This is a genomic window from Janthinobacterium pasteuri (assembly GCF_051380775.1).
Taxonomy (GTDB): domain Bacteria; phylum Pseudomonadota; class Gammaproteobacteria; order Burkholderiales; family Burkholderiaceae_D; genus Janthinobacterium.
In genome coordinates, this window is the sequence record NZ_JBNYXS010000006.1 from 160391 (window position 1) to 180881 (window position 20491).

Annotated in this window: 19 protein-coding genes; 8 read left to right on the forward strand and 11 right to left on the reverse strand. The window is 61.7% G+C overall.

Annotated features, from left to right (window positions below; all coding sequences use genetic code 11):
* Window positions 1-181: 181 nt before the first annotated feature.
* Window positions 182-2518 (reverse strand): catecholate siderophore receptor Fiu, encoded by a 2337-nt coding sequence (locus ACQ4WN_RS08845; protein WP_436551187.1) that lies wholly within the window; start codon window positions 2516-2518, stop codon window positions 182-184.
* Window positions 2519-2814: 296 nt separating this feature from the next.
* Between ACQ4WN_RS08845 and nudC the strand changes: the two genes are divergently transcribed.
* Together nudC and folE are read left to right on the forward strand one after the other, a co-directional pair.
* Window positions 2815-3651 (forward strand): NAD(+) diphosphatase, encoded by an 837-nt coding sequence (gene nudC / locus ACQ4WN_RS08850; protein WP_436551188.1) that lies wholly within the window; start codon window positions 2815-2817, stop codon window positions 3649-3651.
* 86 nt (window positions 3652-3737) lie between these two features.
* Window positions 3738-4304 (forward strand): GTP cyclohydrolase I FolE, encoded by a 567-nt coding sequence (gene folE, locus ACQ4WN_RS08855; protein ID WP_436551189.1) that lies wholly within the window; start codon window positions 3738-3740, stop codon window positions 4302-4304.
* A 47-nt stretch (window positions 4305-4351) separates the two neighbouring features.
* On the opposite strand, the gene ACQ4WN_RS08860 is transcribed toward folE, so the two are convergent.
* From ACQ4WN_RS08860 to ACQ4WN_RS08870, 3 genes are all read right to left on the reverse strand, one after another.
* Window positions 4352-4561, reverse strand: a complete 210-nt coding sequence (locus ACQ4WN_RS08860; protein WP_436551190.1) for a helix-turn-helix domain-containing protein — start codon at window positions 4559-4561, stop codon at window positions 4352-4354.
* Between the two features lie 73 nt (window positions 4562-4634).
* The gene (locus ACQ4WN_RS08865) at window positions 4635-4766 is read right to left on the reverse strand and encodes a cupin domain-containing protein (RefSeq protein ID WP_436551191.1); all 132 of its coding nucleotides are present in this window, start codon (window positions 4764-4766) and stop codon (window positions 4635-4637) included.
* A 99-nt stretch (window positions 4767-4865) separates the two neighbouring features.
* A complete protein-coding gene (locus ACQ4WN_RS08870; protein WP_034781254.1) occupies window positions 4866-5231 on the reverse strand; it encodes a hypothetical protein in 366 nt (121 codons plus the stop codon).
* A 311-nt stretch (window positions 5232-5542) separates the two neighbouring features.
* On the opposite strand from ACQ4WN_RS08870, the gene ACQ4WN_RS08875 reads away from it, so the two are divergent.
* Window positions 5543-7189, forward strand: a complete 1647-nt coding sequence (locus tag ACQ4WN_RS08875) for a methyl-accepting chemotaxis protein (RefSeq protein ID WP_436551192.1) — start codon at window positions 5543-5545, stop codon at window positions 7187-7189.
* 1 nt (window position 7190) lies between these two features.
* On the opposite strand, the gene ACQ4WN_RS08880 is transcribed toward ACQ4WN_RS08875, so the two are convergent.
* A complete protein-coding gene (locus ACQ4WN_RS08880; RefSeq protein ID WP_436551193.1) occupies window positions 7191-7616 on the reverse strand; it encodes a hypothetical protein in 426 nt (141 codons plus the stop codon).
* A 190-nt stretch (window positions 7617-7806) separates the two neighbouring features.
* On the opposite strand from ACQ4WN_RS08880, the gene ACQ4WN_RS08885 reads away from it, so the two are divergent.
* Window positions 7807-8511, forward strand: a complete 705-nt coding sequence (locus ACQ4WN_RS08885) for a glutathione binding-like protein (protein WP_436551194.1) — start codon at window positions 7807-7809, stop codon at window positions 8509-8511.
* Here ACQ4WN_RS08885 and uraH read toward each other — a convergent pair.
* Both uraH and ACQ4WN_RS08895 read right to left on the reverse strand, forming a co-directional pair.
* Window positions 8508-8915, reverse strand: a complete 408-nt coding sequence (uraH, locus tag ACQ4WN_RS08890; RefSeq protein ID WP_436551195.1) for a hydroxyisourate hydrolase — start codon at window positions 8913-8915, stop codon at window positions 8508-8510. The genes ACQ4WN_RS08885 and uraH overlap by 4 nt on opposite strands.
* Window positions 8916-8926: 11 nt before the next feature.
* Window positions 8927-9421, reverse strand: coding sequence for a GlcG/HbpS family heme-binding protein (locus ACQ4WN_RS08895; RefSeq protein ID WP_436551196.1), 495 nt, complete (start codon window positions 9419-9421; stop codon window positions 8927-8929).
* A 141-nt stretch (window positions 9422-9562) separates the two neighbouring features.
* Here ACQ4WN_RS08895 and ACQ4WN_RS08900 point away from each other — a divergent pair, with 141 nt between their 5' ends.
* Together ACQ4WN_RS08900 and ACQ4WN_RS08905 are read left to right on the forward strand one after the other, a co-directional pair.
* Window positions 9563-10273: a heavy metal response regulator transcription factor gene (locus ACQ4WN_RS08900; protein ID WP_289952618.1), complete on the forward strand. Its 711-nt coding sequence runs from the start codon at window positions 9563-9565 to the stop codon at window positions 10271-10273.
* On the forward strand, window positions 10270-11670 hold the full coding sequence (locus tag ACQ4WN_RS08905) for a heavy metal sensor histidine kinase (protein ID WP_436551197.1): 1401 nt from the start codon (window positions 10270-10272) through the stop codon (window positions 11668-11670). Before ACQ4WN_RS08900 ends, ACQ4WN_RS08905 begins: the two co-directional genes overlap by 4 nt.
* On the opposite strand, the gene ACQ4WN_RS08910 is transcribed toward ACQ4WN_RS08905, so the two are convergent.
* From ACQ4WN_RS08910 to ACQ4WN_RS08925, 4 genes are all read right to left on the reverse strand, one after another.
* Window positions 11667-15005, reverse strand: a complete 3339-nt coding sequence (locus tag ACQ4WN_RS08910) for a DEAD/DEAH box helicase (protein ID WP_436551198.1) — start codon at window positions 15003-15005, stop codon at window positions 11667-11669. The two genes, ACQ4WN_RS08905 and ACQ4WN_RS08910, sit on opposite strands and share 4 nt — an antisense overlap.
* A gap of 261 nt (window positions 15006-15266) precedes the next feature.
* A complete protein-coding gene (locus tag ACQ4WN_RS08915; RefSeq protein WP_436551199.1) occupies window positions 15267-15812 on the reverse strand; it encodes a DinB family protein in 546 nt (181 codons plus the stop codon).
* 33 nt (window positions 15813-15845) lie between these two features.
* Window positions 15846-16445: a MarC family protein gene (locus tag ACQ4WN_RS08920; RefSeq protein WP_436551200.1), complete on the reverse strand. Its 600-nt coding sequence runs from the start codon at window positions 16443-16445 to the stop codon at window positions 15846-15848.
* Between the two features lie 118 nt (window positions 16446-16563).
* Window positions 16564-16809 carry a helix-turn-helix domain-containing protein gene (locus tag ACQ4WN_RS08925; protein ID WP_436551201.1) on the reverse strand — a complete coding sequence of 82 codons (246 nt, stop codon included), beginning with the start codon at window positions 16807-16809 and terminating at the stop codon, window positions 16564-16566.
* Here ACQ4WN_RS08925 and ACQ4WN_RS08930 point away from each other — a divergent pair.
* A complete protein-coding gene (locus ACQ4WN_RS08930) occupies window positions 16808-18415 on the forward strand; it encodes a toxin-antitoxin system YwqK family antitoxin (RefSeq protein ID WP_436551202.1) in 1608 nt (535 codons plus the stop codon). The two genes, ACQ4WN_RS08925 and ACQ4WN_RS08930, sit on opposite strands and share 2 nt — an antisense overlap.
* A 357-nt stretch (window positions 18416-18772) precedes the next feature.
* On the forward strand, window positions 18773-20491 hold the full coding sequence (locus ACQ4WN_RS08935) for a methyl-accepting chemotaxis protein (RefSeq protein ID WP_436551203.1): 1719 nt from the start codon (window positions 18773-18775) through the stop codon (window positions 20489-20491).

Sequence of the window (20491 nt, forward strand, 5' to 3'; positions counted from 1 at the left end):
GCTTAGATGCCGCAATTTGGCGTCTTTGCGCGAAAAATTGGACGCGGCGGGCCATCGCTGTATGACTTTTCATACGCTAGTCGCTGCAGGGCGGCGGTGCGGCAAAAAGGCAAGATTATCAGGACAATAAAAAAGCCCCTCCGAAGAGGGGCTGGATGTGACGCGAAGCGTGTTCTCGATTTTAGAACTTGATATTCGCCGTCAGGCTGAACGAACGGGGCTGGCCCGGGGTGTAGCGGAAGCCGGACTTGTTGATGGCTGCCACGTAGGTCTTGTCGGCCAGGTTGTAGGCGTTCAACTGCAAGTCGAGGTTCTTGTTGACGGTATAGGTCGCCATGGCGTCGAAGACCCAGTAGGCATCCACGCGGACCGGGGTGCCGACGGCGCCATCGATACCGCGCAGCATTTCACCCACGTAACGCGCGCCGCCGCCGATCTTCAGGCCAAACGGCAGGGTGTACGAAGTCCAGCTGGTGAACGCCTGTTTTGGCGTGTAGGTGAGGTTGTTGATGCCGCTGGCCGTGACGCTGACGACTCTGTTCGACTCGATCCTGGTGTTCATGCGCGTATAGCCGGCGCTGACCAGCCAGTTAGGCATGACTTCGCCGACCATGCCGATCTCGATACCCTGCACGCGCTTCTTGCCAGTCTGATAGTAGGTCTTGTCGACTGGATCCTGTTCCACTTCATTCTTGACGGTGGTCTGGTAGACGGCGGCTGACAACGACAGTTTTTGTTTCAGGAAGTCCCACTTGGTGCCGATTTCCTTGGTGATGGTTTCCTGCGGGTCATAGCTCGGGTTTTGCGCGCTGCTGGCGCCCGCGCTCAGCACAAAATTGGTGCCTGGCGGCGCCTTCGACGTGGCCAGCAAGGCATATACGCTGCTGTCCGGCGTCGGCTTGTACAGGGCCGAGATCTTGCCGTTGGCTAAGGTATCGCTGAGGGTCAAATGGGTGGGAATCGGCGTGCCCACTGGCAATGGCTGTACCGCGGGCGCGGTCACGGCTGTTTGCAGGCTGACGGCGTCAAACGTGGTGTTGAAATGGTCGAAGCGTGCGCCGCCGTTGAAGATCCACTTGTCACCGAACTTGATGGTGTCGAAGAGATACAGGCTTTGCGTGTTGAATTCGCCCTGGGTGAAGGCGCCGCTGCGCACGGGATTGCGGCCCGTGACGGGGTCGCGCGGGTTCGGATTGTACAGATTGGCAGCTGGCAAGGTGCCCAGGCTGGCGGCGACATAGCCGTAGTTGGTCTGCTTTTCGCTGGTGAACTCGGCGCCGGCCACCACGGAGTGCTTCAGCACGCCCGTGTCGAATTGCGCGCTGACCACGGTCTGGTTGGTCAAAATCGTGTTTTCCTGGTCCTTCACGGTGGGCAGATTGCGCGCCAGGGTCCAGCTCGAAGGATCGTTGGCGTTCGGCGTCTGCAGGTTGGCGGTGTTGCCCATGAAGGCCGTCAGCAGGTAGTCTTGCTTGGTCTTGCCGTAGCGCGTGGTGTTCTGGATTTGCACGTTGGGCAAGAAATCATGGTCGATGCGCAAGGTGCCCATGTCGGCCTTGATCTTGTCGTAATCGGCGCTGGAACCGTAGAAATTCTTTGGATCGACCCGCGCCGCGCTGTTCAGGAAGGTGCGTACGGCCGGTTTGTCCTTCGCGGCGACGTCCGGCGTCGAGTAGCCTGGCAAGCCGATGGTCGGCACGAGGCCGTCGGGTACGTTGTTTTGATCCACGTGCAGGTAGCTGGCCGTGACGCGCGTTGGCTTGCCGATGCCGAAGGTGACGGTGGGCGCGAAGGCCCAGCGCTTGTTGGTGACTTCATCGCGCGCCGGATTGCCGCTGTCTTGCGTCATCAGGTTCAGGCGCATGGCCGTGCCGGTATCGCTGTCGAGGATGCGGTTCCAGTCAGCCGTGGCGCGTTTCTGCTTGCCGCTACCGGCCGTCAGCAGCGAATTGAAGGTGTTCGCCATGGTGGCGGTCTTGCTGACCAGGTTGATCGAGCCGGTGGGTGCACCGCGGCCGCTGTCGGTGCCAGCAGGGCCCTTCAGCACATCGATCTGTTCGATGTTGAAGACGTCGCGCGAGATGGAACCCACGTCGCGCACGCCATCGACATAGATGCTGCCCGACGCATCGAAGCCGCGCATGTAGACGGCGTCGCCCGTGTTCGTGTTGCCGTTTTCACCGAGGAAGAAGGTGCCGACGCCTGGCGTGTTGCGCAGCGCATCCGTCAGGGTCAGCGCGCCTTGCTGTTCGATCAATTCCTTCTTGATCACGACGATGGTTTGCGCCGTATTGACCAGTTCTTCCGTGTATTTCGGCGACGAGGCTTTTTCGGCCTTGAAATCGTTTTCCTTGGAACCTACGACCTTGATTTCGTTCAGGGTTTGCTGCGCTGCCGGGGCACTCTGGCCAGCCGGGTCTGCCGCCTGGGCGGCGACGGGCAGCAGCATCACGGCCAGGGCGGCGCCGATGTGCTGGTTGAAACGGGTTGGTGCGTGTTTGCGGCTCTTGATTGCCATCTTGCTCTCTCGATAAGTTCAGGGTAGTGGTTCCTGGCTGGCTCTGCGACGCGGTGTGTAGGTAGGCACGCGGGCAAGTGGCTGGCGATGGAGACGGAAGGCCGTATTGTAATAACTGGGCGCTATTTCGTAAATGAGAATCGTTATCAGTATCGTTTACGCAACGGATTGGGCATGCCGCAAAAAAAAACACTGTCATGGCGCATGAATGCTTGCTTTGCAGCATCGCCGCTGCTAGGCGCGCAAGCGTTCTGCAGCGGGAGTATGATGAGCAACCTTTACTCGTTCCGCCTAGCATGCTGCAGACTCCCGATGCCTTTGTCCCCCTGATTGACGCGCCCGAACCGGCTCCGGCCGCCACCGAGACGCTCACCTTTGTTTTTCACCGCGGGCGCTTGCTGTTGCGTACGCCCGAGCTGGTCCTGCCCACTGCCGCCGAGGCGGCCGCGCTCGCTATTGACTTGAGCCGCGCCCAGCCCGTCGGCCTGTGGCAGGGCCGCTATTGCCAGACCATCTGGACGGATGCGGAGCTGCTGCCCGCCGATAGCAGCCTGGCCTGGCACGGCATGCGCTCGCTTTTTAATGCCGTCGACGATGCTTTCCTGGGCCTGGCCAGCCGCGCGGTGCAACTGGCCGAGTGGGCACGCACGCACCGCCACTGCGGCGTGTGCGCCACGCCCATGCAGCGCACGCGCGGCGAACGCTGTTTTACCTGCGCCGCCTGCGGCATGCTCGCATATCCACGCATTTCGCCAGCCATGATGGTGCTGATCCGCAACGGTGATTCCGTGCTGCTGGCCATGCACAAGCATTCGCCGTCGCAGCGTTTCAGCCCGCTGGCCGGTTTCCTGGAAGCGGGCGAATCGATCGAGGAAGCCGTGCACCGCGAAGTGATGGAAGAGGTGGGTTTGCGCGTGCACAATCTGCAGTACTTCATGAGCCAGTCCTGGCCGTTTCCCCATTCGCTGATGATCGCGTTTACGGCCGATTACCTCGATGGCGAGATCCGCCTCGACGAGAACGAAATCGCCGAGGCGCGCTGGTTCGGGCCCGGCGATGCGTGGCCGGAAGCGAGTTCCAGCGTGTCGATTTCCGCGCTGCTGGTGAGAGCGCACCGCCCGCCGGCAGTGTAGTAAGGCAAGGGCTGCCGGGCAGCTTGCCGCATTTTCTCGCGTTTTCTATATACTGGCGGCAATTGAAAATTTTAGGGTGGTTTAGCATGTCTCAAGAAGAATTCTCCGAAAACGACTGGCGCCGGCTGATCAGCAGCTTTGGTGAAGATCCGCAGCGTCCTGGCTTGCTGGAAACGCCGGCGCGCGTGGCCAAGGCCTGGAAGCACTGGACGTCCGGCTATGACCAGGATCCGGTGGACTTGCTGAAAGCCTTTGAAGATGGCGCGGAACAGTACAACGAGCTGATCGTTGTGCGCGGCATTCCTGTCTACAGCCATTGCGAACACCATCTGGCGCCGTTCTTTGGCAAGGCCACCATCGGTTATGTGCCTAACGGCAAGATCGTAGGCCTGTCGAAACTGACGCGCCTGGTCGATTGCTTCTCCAAGCGCCTGCAAGTGCAGGAACGTATGACGATGCAGATTGCCAATGCCCTGATGGAAGTGCTGGAACCGAAATCGGTGGGTGTGGTCGTGCGCTGCCGTCACCTGTGTATGGAAAGCCGCGGTATTCGTACGCCGGGCGAAGAAACCATCACCTCGGCCATGCTGGGCGAGATGCAGCCTAACCTGGCGTTGCGCACGGAATTTTTGGCCCTGGCGCGCGAAGTCTGATTTTCGGCGACGATGCAGGGCGAAGGCGGCGTGATGCCGCCTTTTTTTTATATTCTTCCGGATTCCCGTTGCGCCAGGTAGCGCGCCGGTGGCTTGCCCACGGCCTTGCGGAACATGGTGACAAACCCACTGGTATTTTTATAGCCCAGTTCCAGCGCCACTGCCTTCACGCTGTGGCCCTGCGCCAGCAGCAGGGTGGCCAGCAGACGGTGGGCAGGACCGGTGCCATGGTAGGCTCGACAAACAGGCAATAACATTGCGCCTCGCCCACGCCTTGCGCTGTATGCATCAGGCCGCCCGGCATCCACGCGGCGCACTGGGACGGCACGATCACACGCCGCTTTCCACCTCGCAATGAATCATACCCCGCGTGGTATACAGCAGCTGTCCCTTGCGGTGCTGGTGCGGCGCCTGTTCCGCATCCTCGGGCACGCTGGCCAGGCCCAGGTGGGCCATCAGCATGCTGGGCAAGAGGGATGGGGCATGGGAATGCTTTGGCTGGATTCCCCCTCGTCCGGATGCGCCGCGACTGCCGCCGGGCGATGGCAGCATGGCGATGCATCAGTAGCGGTAGTCGTTGACAAAGTGTTTGGTGAAGTTGTACTTGCTGCCGCCGTCGAGCAAGTCGACCAGACGTTTCGGCGCCGAGGCCGACATGAAGGCGTCGGCCGCGCCGCCCGTGCTGCGGAACTTCATGCCGGGGCTGAGGATCTGGTTTGCGCCGATTTTCAGGTGCTGGAAGCTTTTCGTCTTTTCATTGTTGAGGATGAAGTGCAATTCCTGCTTGAACGTCAGGAAGGGGATCTTCAGCCACCAGCCTTCGTCCGTGCCATAGCTGGCGACGCTGGCAAAATGCGTGTTCTTGTCCGTCAGGGTGGGTTTGCCCAGGCGGTCGTTGATGCGTTTCATGGCTTCATTCTTGGTCATGCTGTGCTTTCGTGATTCAATCGATCTGGCGTGCATTTTGACACAGGCACGCTACCCCCGCCTGCCTTGCCACTGCCTATCTGCATGCTTTTTTACTGCAATGCAGCATCAATTCTCGTCAATTGTCGCAGCCCATTAACAACACCGGGCAAAAAACATTGCCTACCGGCATTGTAAATATTGCTCGTTCGAGCGTATGCTGGAGTCGTCTGAACGGTGCCGCCAGAGCACCGTCGCCGCCGCATTCCTGGCCAGCCGAGCTGGAAGCGGGCCACGCCCCATTAGCGCATATAGATAGTTGGAGACACAGCATGAAGAAATTGACGTTCCAGCAAAAATTATGGATCCCCCTGCTTTGCAGCCTGTTATGTATCACCGTCATTTTTGTCTATAACGCCCTGGAAATTCGCAAGATCCGCATCGAAGAACGCAGCGCCGACCTGAGCAATGCCGCCGACCTGGGCCTGGGCGCCGTCAAGATGTTCGGCGACCTGGCCGCCAGCGGCGCCTTGACGCAGGAAGAAGCGCAAAAGCAGGCCACCGCCGTCATCAAGAGCATGCGTTTTGGCGAAACCGGTTACTTGTCCATCATCAACTTGGATGCCGTCGTCGTGATGAATCCCGCCGCGCCGCAAACCAACGGCAAGAACATGGCGGACTTCAAGGATGCCAACGGCACCTATCTGTACCGCGACATCGTTGCCGTCGGCAAGAGCGATGCGGGCAAGGGCTTCGTTCATTATTATTTCCCCCGTCCGGGCCAGAAAAATCCTGAGCCGAAGATGAGCCGCGTGGTGGCCTACAAGCCGTGGGCCTGGACCCTGGTGGTGGGTGTGTACATGGACGATATCGACGCGGCCTTCCGCCAGTCGCTGCTCACCTCGCTGGGCGTGCTGGTGCTGGTGTGCGGCCTGCTGGCGGCCGTCGTCGTGGCGATCAACCGCAGCCTGCGCCATGCGCTGGGCGGCGACCCCGAGTATGCAGCCGATGTGGCGGAAAAAATCGCCAACAACGACTTGAGCGGCAACGTGCGCACGCACGCCAACGACCGCCACAGCGTGCTGTACGCGATGAAAACCATGCAGGCCAACCTGGTCGATGCGATCAGTGAAATCCGCCACAGCGCCGAGACGATCGCCACGGCATCGAGCGAGATTGCCAGCGGCAATATGGACTTGTCGGCGCGCACGGAAATGCAAGCAAGTTCGCTGGAAGAAACGGCGGCCTCGATGGAGGAATTGACCTCGACCGTGACGCAAAACGCGGGCAACGCCGTGCAGGCGAATGAACTGGCGCAGTCCGCCTCGGCAGTGGCGCGCCAGGGCGGCGCCGTGGTGGCGCAAGTGATCGGCACCATGGACACCATCAACGCTTCGTCGCGCAAGATTGTCGACATCATCGGCGTCATCGATGGCATCGCCTTCCAGACGAATATCCTGGCCTTGAACGCAGCGGTGGAAGCGGCGCGCGCCGGCGAGCAGGGCCGCGGCTTTGCCGTGGTGGCGTCGGAAGTGCGCAACCTGGCGCAGCGCTCGGCGGGCGCAGCGAAGGAAATCAAGGAACTCATCGGCGCTTCCGTCGACAGTATCGCGGCCGGCAGCACGCTCGTCGCCCAGGCGGGTACGACCATGGATCAGGTGGTCGCCAGCGTCTCGCGCGTGACCGACATCATGGCCGACATCACGGCCGCCTCGCACGAGCAAAGCACGGGCATCGGCCACGTCAACCAGGCGATCACGGAAATGGATAGCGTGACGCAGCAAAATGCGGCACTGGTGGAAGAGGCGGCGGCAGCGGCGTCCAGCATGCAGGACCAGGCGGCCGTGCTGGCGCAACTGGTGGCGCGCTTCAAACTGTCGGCGCAGGAACCGGGGACGGCGCCGCGCGTGGCGGCGAGCTCTGCTGGCGCGCCACGCGCCGTGGCGAAAAAGCCGCTGCGCAGCCTGGCGGCGCGCTGATTTACTGGGCTGGCGCCGCCGCTTGCGGCGCGGGCTCGAATTCCAGCTTGTCATCGACGACCACGAATTGCCCGACCGGCTGGCCCAGGTCGGCTTTCGGGTCGTTTTCCATTTCCGTCAGCGCATTGCAGGTAGTCGTTTCCGCCTGCCACAACTGCTTGCCCATGCGGATATTCCACAGGCCATCGCCGGCCGCAAACAGCTCGACGGTGATGTCGGCGGGTGCATCGGTCGCCAGGATATGCAGACGCTGGCATTGCGGCAAATTGGTGGCCATCAGTTGCACTTCCACGGTATCTTGCCAAAAATATCGTTGCTGGCGGCGCACGGTCAGGGAATGGTCCTGGCCGTCAAACAGATAGATGGCGAAGTCCTGGACACAGCCTGACAGCAGGACGGACAGCATGACGATCAGGAGTTTGCGCATGGTCGGCTTTCTTTGGTGGTTCTCTGGGGTGTCGGAGTTCAATACTTGCGGCGAGAGTGGGCGCTTGCTTGCATGGTTGGTGCGTCGTCCGCCGTCTTGTTTTTCGCTTACGTGGCATTATATCCATGCACACCAGTTGCGGCGTGACAATAGTTACGCCCTCCCTATGCCAACGAGCTGAAAGACGACGATGATCGACCTGTATTACTGGACCACGCCCAACGGGCACAAGGTGACGATGTTCCTGGAAGAAGCAGGCATCGCCTACAACATCATTCCCGTGCATATCGGCAAGGGCGAGCAATTCAAGCCCGAGTTTCTTGCCATCGCGCCCAACAATCGCATCCCCGCCATCGTCGACCAGGCGCCGGAAGATGGCGGTGCGCCCTTGTCCCTGTTCGAGTCGGGTGCCATTCTGCAATACCTGGCGGAGAAAAGCGGGCAATTCCTGCCGGCGGACGTGCGCGGGCGCGCCGAGGTGATGCAATGGCTGTTCTGGCAAATGGGCGGACTGGGTCCCATGGCCGGGCAGAACCACCATTTCGTGCAATACGCACCCGAGCCCATCGAGTACGCCATTACGCGCTACGTCAACGAAACGAACCGTTTGTATGGCGTGCTGAACAAGCGCCTGGCGGACCGTGCCTTCGTGGCCGGCGATACCTATACCATCGCCGACATGGCGATCTACCCGTGGATCGTGCCGCACGCGCGCCAGCGCCAGAAGCTGGAAGATTTCCCGCACCTGGCGCGCTGGTTCGCGGCCATTGCCGCCCGTCCCGCCACCGTGTGCGCGTATGCCCGCGCGGCCGAAATCAATGAGCAGCCCACCGTCAGCGGCGACGCGAAAAGCGTGCTGTTCGGGCAGACGGCGAAAACTATCGGCGCGGTTTAATTCCCCCGGTAAGTAGAAAAGCCGAAAGGACTGAGCAGCAGCGGAATGTGATAGTGCTGGTCAGTCTTTTCCACGTGAAATTGCACGGGAATTTCCGGGAAGAAGGTTTCCTGTTTCAGGCGCGCATAGTGCTCGCCTGTTTTAAACACGATGCGGTAGTCGCCCGCCTGCATCGGTGTCTCGGCCGGATACATGGCCGCGATGCGCCCCTGCGCATTCGTCACGGCGCTGCCCAGCTGTTGCCAGCTTTCACCGTTCTTTTGCTCCAGGGTGACCGTCACGCCCGCCGTCGGTTGGCCGCTCTGCAGGTCGAGTATGTGCACGCTCAAGGGATTGGCGGCCTGGGCCATGGCGGACAGGCTGGCGAAGGCCAGGGTGGCGGTGATTTTTTTCAGGTAAGTCATCGTTGTCTCTTTCAAAGGGTGGGGGAATCGAGTTCTGGAGTGGCGGCCAAGGCGGCATGGGCGCAGGCCCGGTCTTGCAGGGCGCCACCGCCACCGGCGACGCCGATGGCGCCGACCACTTCGCCCCTGGCTCGCAAGGGGAGGCCGCCGCCCAACAGCAACAATTCCGGCAGTGTCGTCAAATTGGCCATGTCGGGATTGCCGCGCGCGGCCACGGCCAGTGCCTGCGTATCGTTTTTCGTCGACAGGGCCGTGTAGGCCTTGCGCCGGCTGGCATCCGTGTTGTGCGGCCCGACGCCATCGGCGCGCTGCACGGTCACGACATTGCCGCCACGGTCCAGTACGGTGACGACGATGTGCCGTCCTTGCGCCTGACAAGCGGCCATGGCCGCATCGGCCAGCTTGTTGGCCGCTGCCAGAGAAAGATCATCGACCTTGCGCAGCTGGGCGTGTGCGGGGCTGGCCAGCAGGCACAGCAGGGTACTGCCGAGTAACAGGGTTTTCATGGGGCTGTCCGTTGAGTAAAGTAACGCCAGTATGGCCAGTGTTGCCCTACGAGAAGATGATCGTCGCATGACATTTTTATCATCCGCAGCAGTCCGCACGCGGCGTAAAATGCTTTAACTTCCCACACGAAAGCCCCACCCATGCGCATCCTGGTCATCGAAGACGAGCCGAAGACGGGCGACTACCTGCTGCGCGGACTGGCCGAGTCCGGCTTTACGGTGAGCCTGGCGCGCAATGGCCGCGACGGCCTGCACCTGGCCGGCACAGAAGCGCCCGATTTGATCGTGCTCGACGTCATGCTGCCCATCATGGATGGCTGGCAAGTCTTGCGCGCGCTGCGGCTGCAGGAAGGCGGCGCGGACGTGCCCGTGATTTTCCTGACGGCGCGCGACGAAGTGCAGGACCGCGTGAAAGGGCTGGAACTGGGCGCCGACGATTACCTGGTGAAACCATTTGCCTTTGCCGAGCTGGTGGCGCGCATCCGCACCCTGCTGCGGCGCGGGCCACCGCGTGAAGACGACGTGATCCGTATCGGCGACATGGAAATCGATGTGATGAAACGCAAGGTCAGCCGGCAAGGGCAGCGCATCACTCTGACGGCCAAGGAATTCGGCTTGCTGCATTTATTGGCGCGGCGCCAGGGCGAGGTGCTGTCGCGTTCCATCATCGCTTCGCAAGTGTGGGACATCAATTTCGAGAGCGACACCAACGTCATCGACGCGGCCATCCGCCGCCTGCGCAGCAAGCTCGATGACCCGTTCGAACCCAAGCTGATCCATACCTTGCGGGGCATGGGCTATGTCTGCGAATTGCGCGCGCCGCATGCTCCTGACAGCGGCACCACGCAATGAAGCTGGCACAATTGCGCCGCTCGCTGACCCTGCGCGTCACGCTCGTCTTCGTGCTGATCGTGGCGCTCGTGTCGGCCGGGCTGGGCATGCATTTATACCGTTCATTCGTCGCGGAAATCGAGCGCCGCGACGACATTTTGTTGCTGGGGAAACTGCGCCAGATCCAGCAGTTGCTGGGCAATGCGGGCACCCTCGACATCATCCGCGAGCGGCCCCAGTATTTCCGCGACACCATGAGCGGGCAAGAAAATTCCCTGGTGCGCATCGTGCGTGCCGATGGCACGCGTTTGATCGATGTCAATCCACATGGCGAGAACGTCGTGCATGCGGTTCCCGTGGCCGTCGATGCGACCGTGACAAACAGCGACATCGCCAGCTGGACCAGCCGCGACGGCTATCCGGCCCGGGTCGTGGCTGCCAGCGCGCGCATCGGTGACCCTGCGCAGATGGCCGACATTTCTGTCGCCCGCGTCTACGGCGACCGCACGGCCATGTTTGCCGCCTACCGCTGGCAGATCGTCGTGTCGGTGGCCGTCAGCGCGCTGGTGGCGGCGATACTGGCCAGCGTGATGCTGCTGCGGGGACTGCGGCCGTTGCGCAATATCGCCGCCCATGCGGCGTTGGTACGGCCCGGCAAACTGGGCCAGCAGTTGGAGGCGCGCGATGCGCCCACGGAATTGCTACCCCTGATCCAGGCCTTGAACGCCATGCTGGCGCGGCTGCAGGAAGGCTATGCGCGGCTGTCGCAATTTTCCGCCGACCTGGCGCATGAATTTCGCACGCCCGTCACCAATCTGCTGGGGCAAAGCCAGGTCATGCTGGCCCGCCCCCGCAGTGCGCAAGACTATGAACAGTTGGTGTCGTCGAATGTGGAAGAGCTGGAACGGCTGTCGCGCATGATCGACAGCATGCTGTTTCTGGCGCGCGCGCAGCAGGAAGAGATGGTGATCGTCAAGCAGACCTTGCCCGTGCAGGACGAATTTCTAAGGCTAGCAGATTTCTTTGAAGGCCTGGCCGAAGAGCGCGAGCTGGCGCTGGCTTGCCACGGCAGCGGCAATGTAACGGCCGAGCCGCAACTGCTGCGCCGCGCGCTGGGCAATTTGCTGTCGAACGCGATCCGCCACGCGGCGCCGGGCAGTACTATCTTGCTGCGTTCGCACACGACGAACGAGGGCGTGGAGTTGAGCGTGAGCAACCTCGGTCCCGCCATCCCCGCGCGCCATTTGCCGCACCTGTTCGAGCGTTTTTACCGCGCCGACCCGGCCCGCAGCGACTCGGCCGCCTCCACAGGATTAGGTTTGGCCATCGTCACGGCCATCATGCAATTGCATGGCGGCAGCGCGAGCGTGGCGTCCGACGCGGCCGCCACGACGTTTACCCTCGTTTTCCCCGCTTAGCCCATTTCGACAAGAAACTCATGCATGCCCGTATGTGGCAACTGCGCGCAGGCGGGCGCAAAGTGCGGTAACTGCCCCCACAGCCGCGGGTTGCCGACGATATACACATAGTGCTGGGCACGCGTCAGGGCCACGTTGAGCAGGTTCGGCGTGGCTGCCGCCCATTGCGCTGCGCCCGCCGTGCTGTCGTCGGCACCGAGGACCAGCATCACTACGCTTTGTTCCTTGCCCTGGAAGGTGTGCACGGTGCCGACCATCTGGCTGCTCCACTGGCGCAATTCGCGCGGCGTTGGTGCCTTGCCATAGCCGAGGCGGCGGTCCCAGTCCAGGTCAACGATGCGCGAGCGCAATTCGTTGCGCACGGCCTTGAACGGCGTGATCACATACATGTCCGGCAGCTTGCCGTCGCGGCGGTACAGTTTCAACAGCACTTCCAGCACGAAATCGAGCTGCACAGGCACCACCTGCTTGTAGCTGACGGGGCCGACGGCGTCGATCCAGCGGCTGGAGCCGCGCGTCAGGCCGCGCGCGCTGGCCGGCGGCGTGCGTTCGCTCAAACCGTAGACCATCTTGTCTTCATAGGCGATGCTATTGGCCAGCGAAAACATCGGCTCCACGCAGCGGCGGTGCACGCGCAGGGGGCTGCCTATCCACAGCGGCTGGGCGCTGCCTGCGGCTACATGCGCGCCATAACGGTTGGCCTTGTCGGCCAGGGTCTGCACGGAAACGCTTGTCGGCGCGTAACTGCCATCCTGCGTGTGCGGCGACAGTGCGGATAAAGTTTGCACCAGGCGGCCCGGCACTGTAAACACGGGTTCGATCTGCAGCGGGTCGCCCACGACGACAGCACGTTTTGCGCGCCACAGGCTGCCCAGCGCCGCTTGCGGTGGTGCTTGGCCCGCTTCGTCGATGAACAGCCAGCCCAGCGATTCGGGGCCCATGCCCTGGAACTGGCGCGCGAACGAGGCGAACGTGGTCGACACGACAGGCACTACCATGAACAGGCTGTGCCAGACCATGGCGATGTGCGACTGGTCATAGGCGCGCTTGTTCTTCAGCAATTTCGACACGGCCAGCAAGTTGCCGCCAAAGCCAGGTCCGCCTTTCTTCGCCACTTCCGCCAGCCATGCTTCATGCAGGGCCAGGGCCTTGGCGAACAGGCGCGAGCGCAGGCGCGCCAGCGCCGGTTCATGCCACAGGCCGCCAATCTGCAGCGTGTCGCCGTCCAGCTCGTCCAGCGTGGCCGGGGCGATGATGGTGGGGAAACGCATGCGCGCGCGGCGCAGCAATTCCGTGCTGTCATCCCATTCGCGCTGGCGCGATTGCGCCGTGCGCAGGGCGATGTGCAAGCTGTTGCGGGCGCGCTCGCAGCGCGGCTCCAGCTCGCCTTTCAGCAGCAGCTTGATGGCGGAGACGTCGCGCGCGGCCTGGCGCTGCGCCTCGGCATTGGCGATGACGGCGTCCTTGTAGGCACGCGCCGGTGCGGTGCGGAATAAACGGGCAAAGAACCCCGGCTGCGTCAGCGCCACCAGGCGTTCTTCTTCCAGCAATTCCTTCTTGCTGGCGAGTAAGGTGTCCTGTTGCACCAGCGCAGCGGATAGGGCGCCATTGGCCGCATCCGTCTCTTGCTCGGCAGCAATCAGCGCTTGCTGGCTGGCCTGGATGAAATCTGCTTCCGTGCAAGTGCCCACGGCTTGCCACAGGGCCGCGTATTGGGCGTGCTCGGCCAGGGCCTTTTCCACCACGTGTTCCGTCTCGCGAAACTCGCGCGCGGCCTGGGCGAAGCTGACGCCCTGGTAGCTGGCCAGCCACTGGCGGATATTCTGCGCGTTCGGCGTCTTGCGCGCCGTGCTCTTGTCCCAGTCGTCGTCATAAAAATTGCTGACGAAGCGGCGGCGGTTGGCGCTATTGCCCAGCGCACAGGACATCAAGCCCCATGGCGCCTCGGCATCGCTCAAGGCGCGGTTGGCGCCATTGCCGTCGGCCACGACCCGGCGCGCCACGCTTTCAAAGTAACGCGTGCGCGCCCATTCCTTGCCCAGTTGCTTGGGTTTCGGCAGGTCGCCGGAAATGTTTTCCACCGCCGCATTGTTCGACGAGGCGACGACCATTTCAAAGCCTGTCAGTTCCGGGCGCAGGCGGGCGATGGTGATCGGCTCGCGCACGCCTTCGAAGGCCACGGCCACCTTGCCGATGAAGGCGTCGCCAGCGCGGTCCAGGCAGGACAGCACGGCAGCGCGGCGCACGATGTTGTCGGCGAACAATTCGCGCAACAAGGTCGTCTTGCCTGTGCCGGGCGGGCCGTTGACGGAAAAGATGCCCCGCTCGCTCAAGCCCGTGCGCGCGCCGTGGATGGCGAACTGCTGCATCAGGCTCATGGCGTAGCTGGCGTCTTCCAGCCAGTGTCCCCGGTTCATATTGCCCGGATTGAGCATGGCGGCCAGCGCCTGGCGTCCGGCGGGGCTGTACAGGTCGATGCGTTCATCCTGTGCCAGCGGCGTCAGGTAGGCGGCGACAGTCGCCGGCAGCTTGCCGCCACGCAAGGCGCGGATGATCTGTTCCAGGTCATCGAGGTAAAAACTGTTGAGGATATCGATCGACGGTTCCACCGCGTCGCCAAAGTCCAGGCTGCGGTTCTGGCTGGACTCAAGCGTATCGGCTTCCGTCACGGCGGCGCGTTTCTTGCGCGTGCGCAGTTCGAGCACGGCCAGCGGCTGACCTGCGGACGGGTGGAAACCGGCCCAGTCGCGCAGCAGGTCGGCCAGGGCCGCGATTTCCATGCCGGACAGGGGCGATGAGACATTGCCCGCCTGGTCCGTCACTTGCTGGGGCGCGCGGGCGGCGGCGAAGTTGCGCAGACTGTCTTGCAGCAGCAACTGGCTGTCGCAGAAGGCGTCCAGGCTCAGACCCGACCAGTCCGGCGTGCGCGCGAGGCCCAGGGCCCACGGCAATGTCGACACGGACACGGGATCGAACTGTGGCTCGCCTAGCGCATTCAGGTTCATGCGGGCAAAGCACGAGCGTCCGGTCAGTTCCGTTTTTTCTGTTTCTGCCATGTTTTCCGGGCCGCTGGCCGGCGGACAAACCTTGTTGATTTCCGCCTTGTCGAACACGCCGAGGAACAGCGAAAAGCCGTCGACCTCGCGGTCGGACGGTACTTGCCATTGCGTGGCGAACTGCAGCGGCAATTGCGCCAGCTGTTCGCGCTGCAGGAGACGCACGGTGGACTGGTCTTCAACGTCCGTGATTTGATTCAGGTCAAACGGGATAAAGAATTCGATCTTGTGCCAATACTCCAGGATAGCCAGGAGGCGCTGCTGTTCTGCCTGATTCATGATGACCAATATTTTGTAAAGCGAGCGAGGATTGTAAAGCGTATGCGCGCTGCACGTTTTGCACTTTCGCCTATTGCGCGGGCTTTGCCGCAAAAAAGTGGCGATCGCGGACGAAAAAAAGCCAGGCATCAACTTCCTGCCTGGCTTTCCCGTGGGGAGGCTGTTGCAATTCGTTAAAACGCTTCCCACTCGTATTCGGCGCCAGCATTGCTGCGGCGCCGCCGCATACGAGCGGCCTGATCGTGACGCTAGCGCCTGCCCTCAGTCCTCAATATGGTTGGGGATGCGAAACAGTAAATCCGTATCGCCGAGGTCCACGCCCGCTTGCGACAGCAGGGTGCTGGCCTGGCCCCGGTGGTGCGTCTGGTGGTTGAAAAAATGCATGAGCAGGCTGAAAAATTCGCGCCGGTTCGGCCCCTTGCTGTTGCGGTAGTCGAGCAGGTGATCCAGGTCGTCTTCCGTGATGGAGGCGGCCCAGTCGATGATGACCTGGTCCAGCCACAACCGGTGCGCGTGCATGGCGGCAAAATCCTCGGCCGCGAACAGTGGATGTGTGAGCGATGCGGGTGGCGTCATGGCGCGGATGGGGTCGAGCAGGGGAAAGCCGGCCGGATGCCTGGCGTAGCGCTGCAGCCACAGGGTGTCGCCCACCATCACGTGGTTCAGGGTGGCCAGCAGGGAGCCGAAAAAGGCACCCCGCTCGCGCTGCAGCTCGCCGGGCGGAAGGCTGGCCGCCGCCGCGTAGACCTTGGCGTTCATCCACTGATTGTAATCGGCCATCAGGCAAAGGTGGGCGCAACGACTCATGAATAAACTTTCGTGAATGAATGAAAGGCTATTTTATACAGACTTCAAAAATGCGCGTATGCCAGCGAGCAACATTTCAATGGCCATTGCCGTCAGGATCAAGCCCATCAGGCGCTCGAACGCTGTCATGACCCTTGGACCCAGCGCACGCTGCAAGCGTTCGGCGCACAGGAAGACGGCCAGCCAGACGACGGCCACGGCCGTCAGCCCCGCCACGTGGGCGATGACGTCGTTCATTTCATGCGAGGAAAACAACAGCACGGTCGCCAGTGCCGACGGGCCTGCCAGCGCGGGGATGGCCAGCGGCACGATGAACGGTTCGCCGCCCATCTCGTGGTCGCTATTGCCCGCATTGGGCTGCGGAAACACCATGCGCATGGCGATCAGGAACAAAATGACGCCGCCGCCGATGCGCAGCGCCACTTCCGACAATTGCAAGGCGTTCAGGAAATGGCGGCCAAAAAACATGAACAGCAGCAAGATGCCGAAGGCGATCATGCACTCGCGCACCACGACTTTCCAGCGCCGCTCGATGGGTACCCGTTTCAGGGCATTGACGAACAGGGAAACGTTGCCGAACGGATCGGTGACGAGCAAGAGCAGGATAAAAGTCTGGAAGAAATTCTGTGTCATGGTGGCGTGAGAATGAGGTCAACACCGTTGCCAGGATGGGCGCGGTGCGATAAGGCTTGCGATGATAACAAGAGCTGCGCTTATCGCCCATGATTATTGATGCATAGCAGCATTTTTTTTATCCCGCGATGACTTTTGCCTGGTAAAACGTGGTGGGCGTGATGCCGAAATGCTTCTTGAACATGGCGGTCAACGCGCTCTGGCTGGTGTAGCCATTGTCTATGGCCACATCGATGACCTTGCTGCCCGTCTGCTTCTGGAACAAACGGTGCAGCGTCCGTTGTCTGGCCGCTACCGTCCTGGAGTGTCCGGCATTGCCTGAATGGCCATGCATAATGGCGCTTTTCGGCAGTGGAGTTGACATGCGGCAAACATTCTTGATGAGCACGATGGCGGCGCTGCTGGCGCTGGGCGCCCTGGCGCCGGCGCAGGCGGCGCGTTTTTATGCAGGCCAGCCCATGGCCACTGCCAGCGCCATCGAGCGCCGCGACGGCGGCGTGGTGCTGGCCTTCCTGCGGGAAAATGGCGAGGTCAACGGCTACTACTGCCAGTGCAACGAGGGCAGCGAGAAACGCATGAACCTGGACAAGTATGGCAAGGCCAGCATCGAGGCCGTCTTCCAGATGGACCTCGACAGCGAAGGCGAGACCACCTTGGTACTCAGCCGCAGTGCTGATGCCTATGGCTTGCATGCCTACCGTTACGAGCGCAGCGGCGGCAGGATGTTCAAGGTGGCCACTTTGCAGCCCGCGCTGGACGCCATCGTGCGCGGTGCGAAAACCATGGATGAATCGCGGGTGCGCGCTGCGCTGGCCCGTCTGCAGCTGATCGATTACAGCATCGCGTATGCGCCCTCGGGCGTGGCCGAGTTCGATGCCATCGAGCATGCGCACGGCACCCTGGCCGGCTATTTCAATATCGATGGGCAGTTGTTGCCGGGCAAGCCAGCGGAAGCGCCCGCGTTTGCGTATAAAAAGACTTTCCAGGAAAAGGAGGGCCATTTTCTGACCGTCACGTATCTGCTCGGCAAGGGATGGCAAGGGAGCCGCGCGCCCAGTTACCACGTCAAGTGGATCACCTGGGAAACCCAGCCGCAACGCTTTGCCGCCAGCCAGGATGGGCCATTCATCGAATACGAGGTGAACTGCTGCGTGGGCAACGTGTTTGCCCGTGGCCAGTATGCGCTGGGCAAGCGTACCGGCGTATGGCACTTCGAGGAGCCGTTCACCATCCGCTCGTCTGGCGCCTTTGTCGATGACAAGGCCGAGGGGCCATGGACATATGAAAGCGGCGACGAAACCACGACGGGCATGATGCAGCGGGGCCAGCGCACGGGCCGTTGGGAAGTCAGCCCGGGCCTGGCTGAGTGGCGCGAAGCGGACATGCACAGCTTCACCGGTTACGACCATTTCGTGAAAGACCGCCTGAACGGTCCCAGCGAGCGCCGCGTCGCTGGCGTGGTGCAATGGCAGGGCAACTATGTGAATGGCAAGAAACAGGGCCAGTGGGTGGAACCTGGCGGTGGCGGCAACTACGTCGATGACATCAAGCAGGGGCCGTGGAAGAAGGCGACGCCGGACGGCGGCCGGCAAGTGCTGACCATGCTCGATGGCAAACCCGATGGCAAGCTGGAGCAGTATGCGGCCAGTGGCCAGCTGGAACTGGTCGAACATTACCGCCTGGGCGTGCTCGATGGCACGATGGAAAGTTTTTATCCGGATGGCAAGCGGCGTTACCAGGGCAGCTTTGCCGACGGCAAGCGCGATGGTGCGGAAACCCTGTTTTATCCCGATGGAGAACTGCCGCAATTTCAGCGCAACTGGCAAAAGGGCGTGCTGCACGGGGTCAACATCGAACATTTCCAGAACGGGAAACCGAAGCAGATTGGCAGTTATCACATGGGCAAGAAAACGGGCCGCTTTCAGTATTTCCGCGACGATGGCCAGCTCATCGAAGAAACCGTGTATTAACTAGTTGACTAGCATAAATGGCATTCCGGCGCGACCACGCACGATTGCGGAATGCCAGTTCTGCGCAAAAAACATCATCCGCTTGTTACAAAGCGTGAAAATTCCATACGGATATTGCTACTGCTAATCTTTCCCTGTATCTTGCAATCAGGAAATTAAAAGTACAGGAAACCTCAACTCTGTTGCTCTGTATTTCACTCCTGACGATGATGAGCGGGCCGCCTTCCCCCTGCCGCCAGTAACGCTCCGTCGACCGAATTTTGTCCTGAACAATGAAGAACTGCCCCGCCCATCTGGCGCCTGCGGCTATCCGTCCGGCATGCGCAAGCATGGTTGCGCCCTTACCAAGGAAACTGCATGTTGTCGAATATAACAATAAAAATGCGCCTGATTGCCACTATGAGTGTGCTGGGCTTGCTGATCGCTGTGTTGGGCTGCATGAGTATCATCAGCCTGAAATCGGCGAATAACAGTCTCAATGAAGTCTTCAGCAATCAGCTGGCGTCGACGCAAGCGATCGGCGAATCGCAAATCGCGCTGGGTCGCGCCCGTTTCACGCTGGACCGCGTGATGGTGCACCCGGATGCGCCCGATGCCAAGGAGACCCTGGCGCGTGCGGAACAATTCCTGGAAGTGTCGAACAAGGCGTGGAAGGTGTACCTGAACCTGCCGCAAGGCGTGGAAGAAAAGCGCCTGTCCGACGACATGGACAAGAATCGTAACGATTTCCTCAACAACGGCTTGTTGCTCCTGGCTAAGACTTTGCGTGAAGGCAATATCGCGCAAGCCGATAGCTTGATGATGAAGGGGCTGGTACCCCTGTACGCCAAACTGGACCAGGCGTCCGAAGCATTGACGCAGCACCAGGCTACCTTGGCCGCCGCACTGTATGCGCAAAGCCAGGCCAGCTTCCGCACGCAAGTGACCATGGCCATCATCGGCATGGTAGTGGGCGCCTTGCTGACCATTATTTCCAGCATCTTGCTGCTGCGCGCCATCTTTGCCCCGCTGGACCAGGCCCTGCGCCATTTCGGTGCCATTTCCGACGGCAACCTGGCCAACGACATCGTCATCACGCGCAACGACGAGATGGGTGCCCTGTTGGGCGGCCTTAAACAGATGCAGGAACGCCTGTCGAACACCGTGCGCGGCGTGCGCGACGGCAGCGGCGCCATCGCCACGGCCAGCAATGAAATCGCTTCGGGCAACCTGGATTTATCGAGCCGCACCGAGCAGCAAGCTTCGAGCCTGGAAGAAACGGCATCCTCGCTGGAAGAGCTGACCTCGACCGTCAAGCAAAATTCCGACAATGCGCGCCAGGCAAACCAGCTGGCCGTGTCGGCATCGGATGTGGCCGTCAAGGGCGGTGCGCTGGTGGCGCAAGTGGTCGATACCATGGGTACCATCAGCGAATCGTCGAAAAAGATCGCCGACATCATCGGCGTCATCGATGGCATCGCTTTCCAGACCAACATCCTGGCCCTGAACGCGGCCGTGGAAGCGGCGCGCGCGGGCGAGCAGGGCCGTGGCTTTGCCGTCGTCGCCACGGAAGTGCGCAACCTGGCGCACCGCTCGGCCAGCGCGGCCAAGGATATCAAGGTGCTCATCGAAGCGTCGGTGCAGAACGTGGGTGCCGGCAGCGCGCTGGTCAGCCAGACGGGCACGACGATGGACGAAATCGTTTCCAGCATCCGCCGCGTGACGGACATCATGGGCGAAATCAGCGCCGCCGGCCACGAGCAGGAACTGGGCATCGGCCAGATCAATCAAGCGGTGGCGGAGATGGATACCGTGACGCAACAAAATGCGGCACTGGTGGAAGAAGCGGCAGCCGCTTCGGAATCGATGCAGGAGCAGGCGGCGGCGCTGGCCGAAATGGTCAGCATTTTCAAGCTCGACGCCAACCATAGCGGCCCGGTAGCAGCCAAGCCTGCCTTGCGCAAGCCTGTCGTGGCCGCCACCAGCACGGCCTTGAAACGCCCGGCCCTGCACCTGGCGCCGGCATCGGTTGCCGCCGCCAAGCCGCGTCCAGCCAAGCCGGCCGCCGACAATAGCGGCGAGTGGGAAGAGTTCTAA

Bases quoted from the DNA above. Each gene is read 5' to 3' on its own strand.
- ACQ4WN_RS08845 (WP_436551187.1), bottom strand. From the start codon at position 2,518: ATGGCAATCAAGAGCCGCAAACACGCACCAACCCGTTTCAACCAGCAC.
- nudC (WP_436551188.1), top strand. From the start codon at position 2,815: ATGCTGCAGACTCCCGATGCCTTTGTCCCCCTGATTGACGCGCCCGAA.
- folE (WP_436551189.1), top strand. From the start codon at position 3,738: ATGTCTCAAGAAGAATTCTCCGAAAACGACTGGCGCCGGCTGATCAGC.
- ACQ4WN_RS08860 (WP_436551190.1), bottom strand. From the start codon at position 4,561: ATGTTATTGCCTGTTTGTCGAGCCTACCATGGCACCGGTCCTGCCCAC.
- ACQ4WN_RS08865 (WP_436551191.1), bottom strand. From the start codon at position 4,766: ATGCTGATGGCCCACCTGGGCCTGGCCAGCGTGCCCGAGGATGCGGAA.
- ACQ4WN_RS08870 (WP_034781254.1), bottom strand. From the start codon at position 5,231: ATGACCAAGAATGAAGCCATGAAACGCATCAACGACCGCCTGGGCAAA.
- ACQ4WN_RS08875 (WP_436551192.1), top strand. From the start codon at position 5,543: ATGAAGAAATTGACGTTCCAGCAAAAATTATGGATCCCCCTGCTTTGC.
- ACQ4WN_RS08880 (WP_436551193.1), bottom strand. From the start codon at position 7,616: ATGCGCAAACTCCTGATCGTCATGCTGTCCGTCCTGCTGTCAGGCTGT.
- ACQ4WN_RS08885 (WP_436551194.1), top strand. From the start codon at position 7,807: ATGATCGACCTGTATTACTGGACCACGCCCAACGGGCACAAGGTGACG.
- uraH (WP_436551195.1), bottom strand. From the start codon at position 8,915: ATGACTTACCTGAAAAAAATCACCGCCACCCTGGCCTTCGCCAGCCTG.
- ACQ4WN_RS08895 (WP_436551196.1), bottom strand. From the start codon at position 9,421: ATGAAAACCCTGTTACTCGGCAGTACCCTGCTGTGCCTGCTGGCCAGC.
- ACQ4WN_RS08900 (WP_289952618.1), top strand. From the start codon at position 9,563: ATGCGCATCCTGGTCATCGAAGACGAGCCGAAGACGGGCGACTACCTG.
- ACQ4WN_RS08905 (WP_436551197.1), top strand. From the start codon at position 10,270: ATGAAGCTGGCACAATTGCGCCGCTCGCTGACCCTGCGCGTCACGCTC.
- ACQ4WN_RS08910 (WP_436551198.1), bottom strand. From the start codon at position 15,005: ATGAATCAGGCAGAACAGCAGCGCCTCCTGGCTATCCTGGAGTATTGG.
- ACQ4WN_RS08915 (WP_436551199.1), bottom strand. From the start codon at position 15,812: ATGAGTCGTTGCGCCCACCTTTGCCTGATGGCCGATTACAATCAGTGG.
- ACQ4WN_RS08920 (WP_436551200.1), bottom strand. From the start codon at position 16,445: ATGACACAGAATTTCTTCCAGACTTTTATCCTGCTCTTGCTCGTCACC.
- ACQ4WN_RS08930 (WP_436551202.1), top strand. From the start codon at position 16,808: ATGCGGCAAACATTCTTGATGAGCACGATGGCGGCGCTGCTGGCGCTG.
- ACQ4WN_RS08925 (WP_436551201.1), bottom strand. From the start codon at position 16,809: ATGTCAACTCCACTGCCGAAAAGCGCCATTATGCATGGCCATTCAGGC.
- ACQ4WN_RS08935 (WP_436551203.1), top strand. From the start codon at position 18,773: ATGTTGTCGAATATAACAATAAAAATGCGCCTGATTGCCACTATGAGT.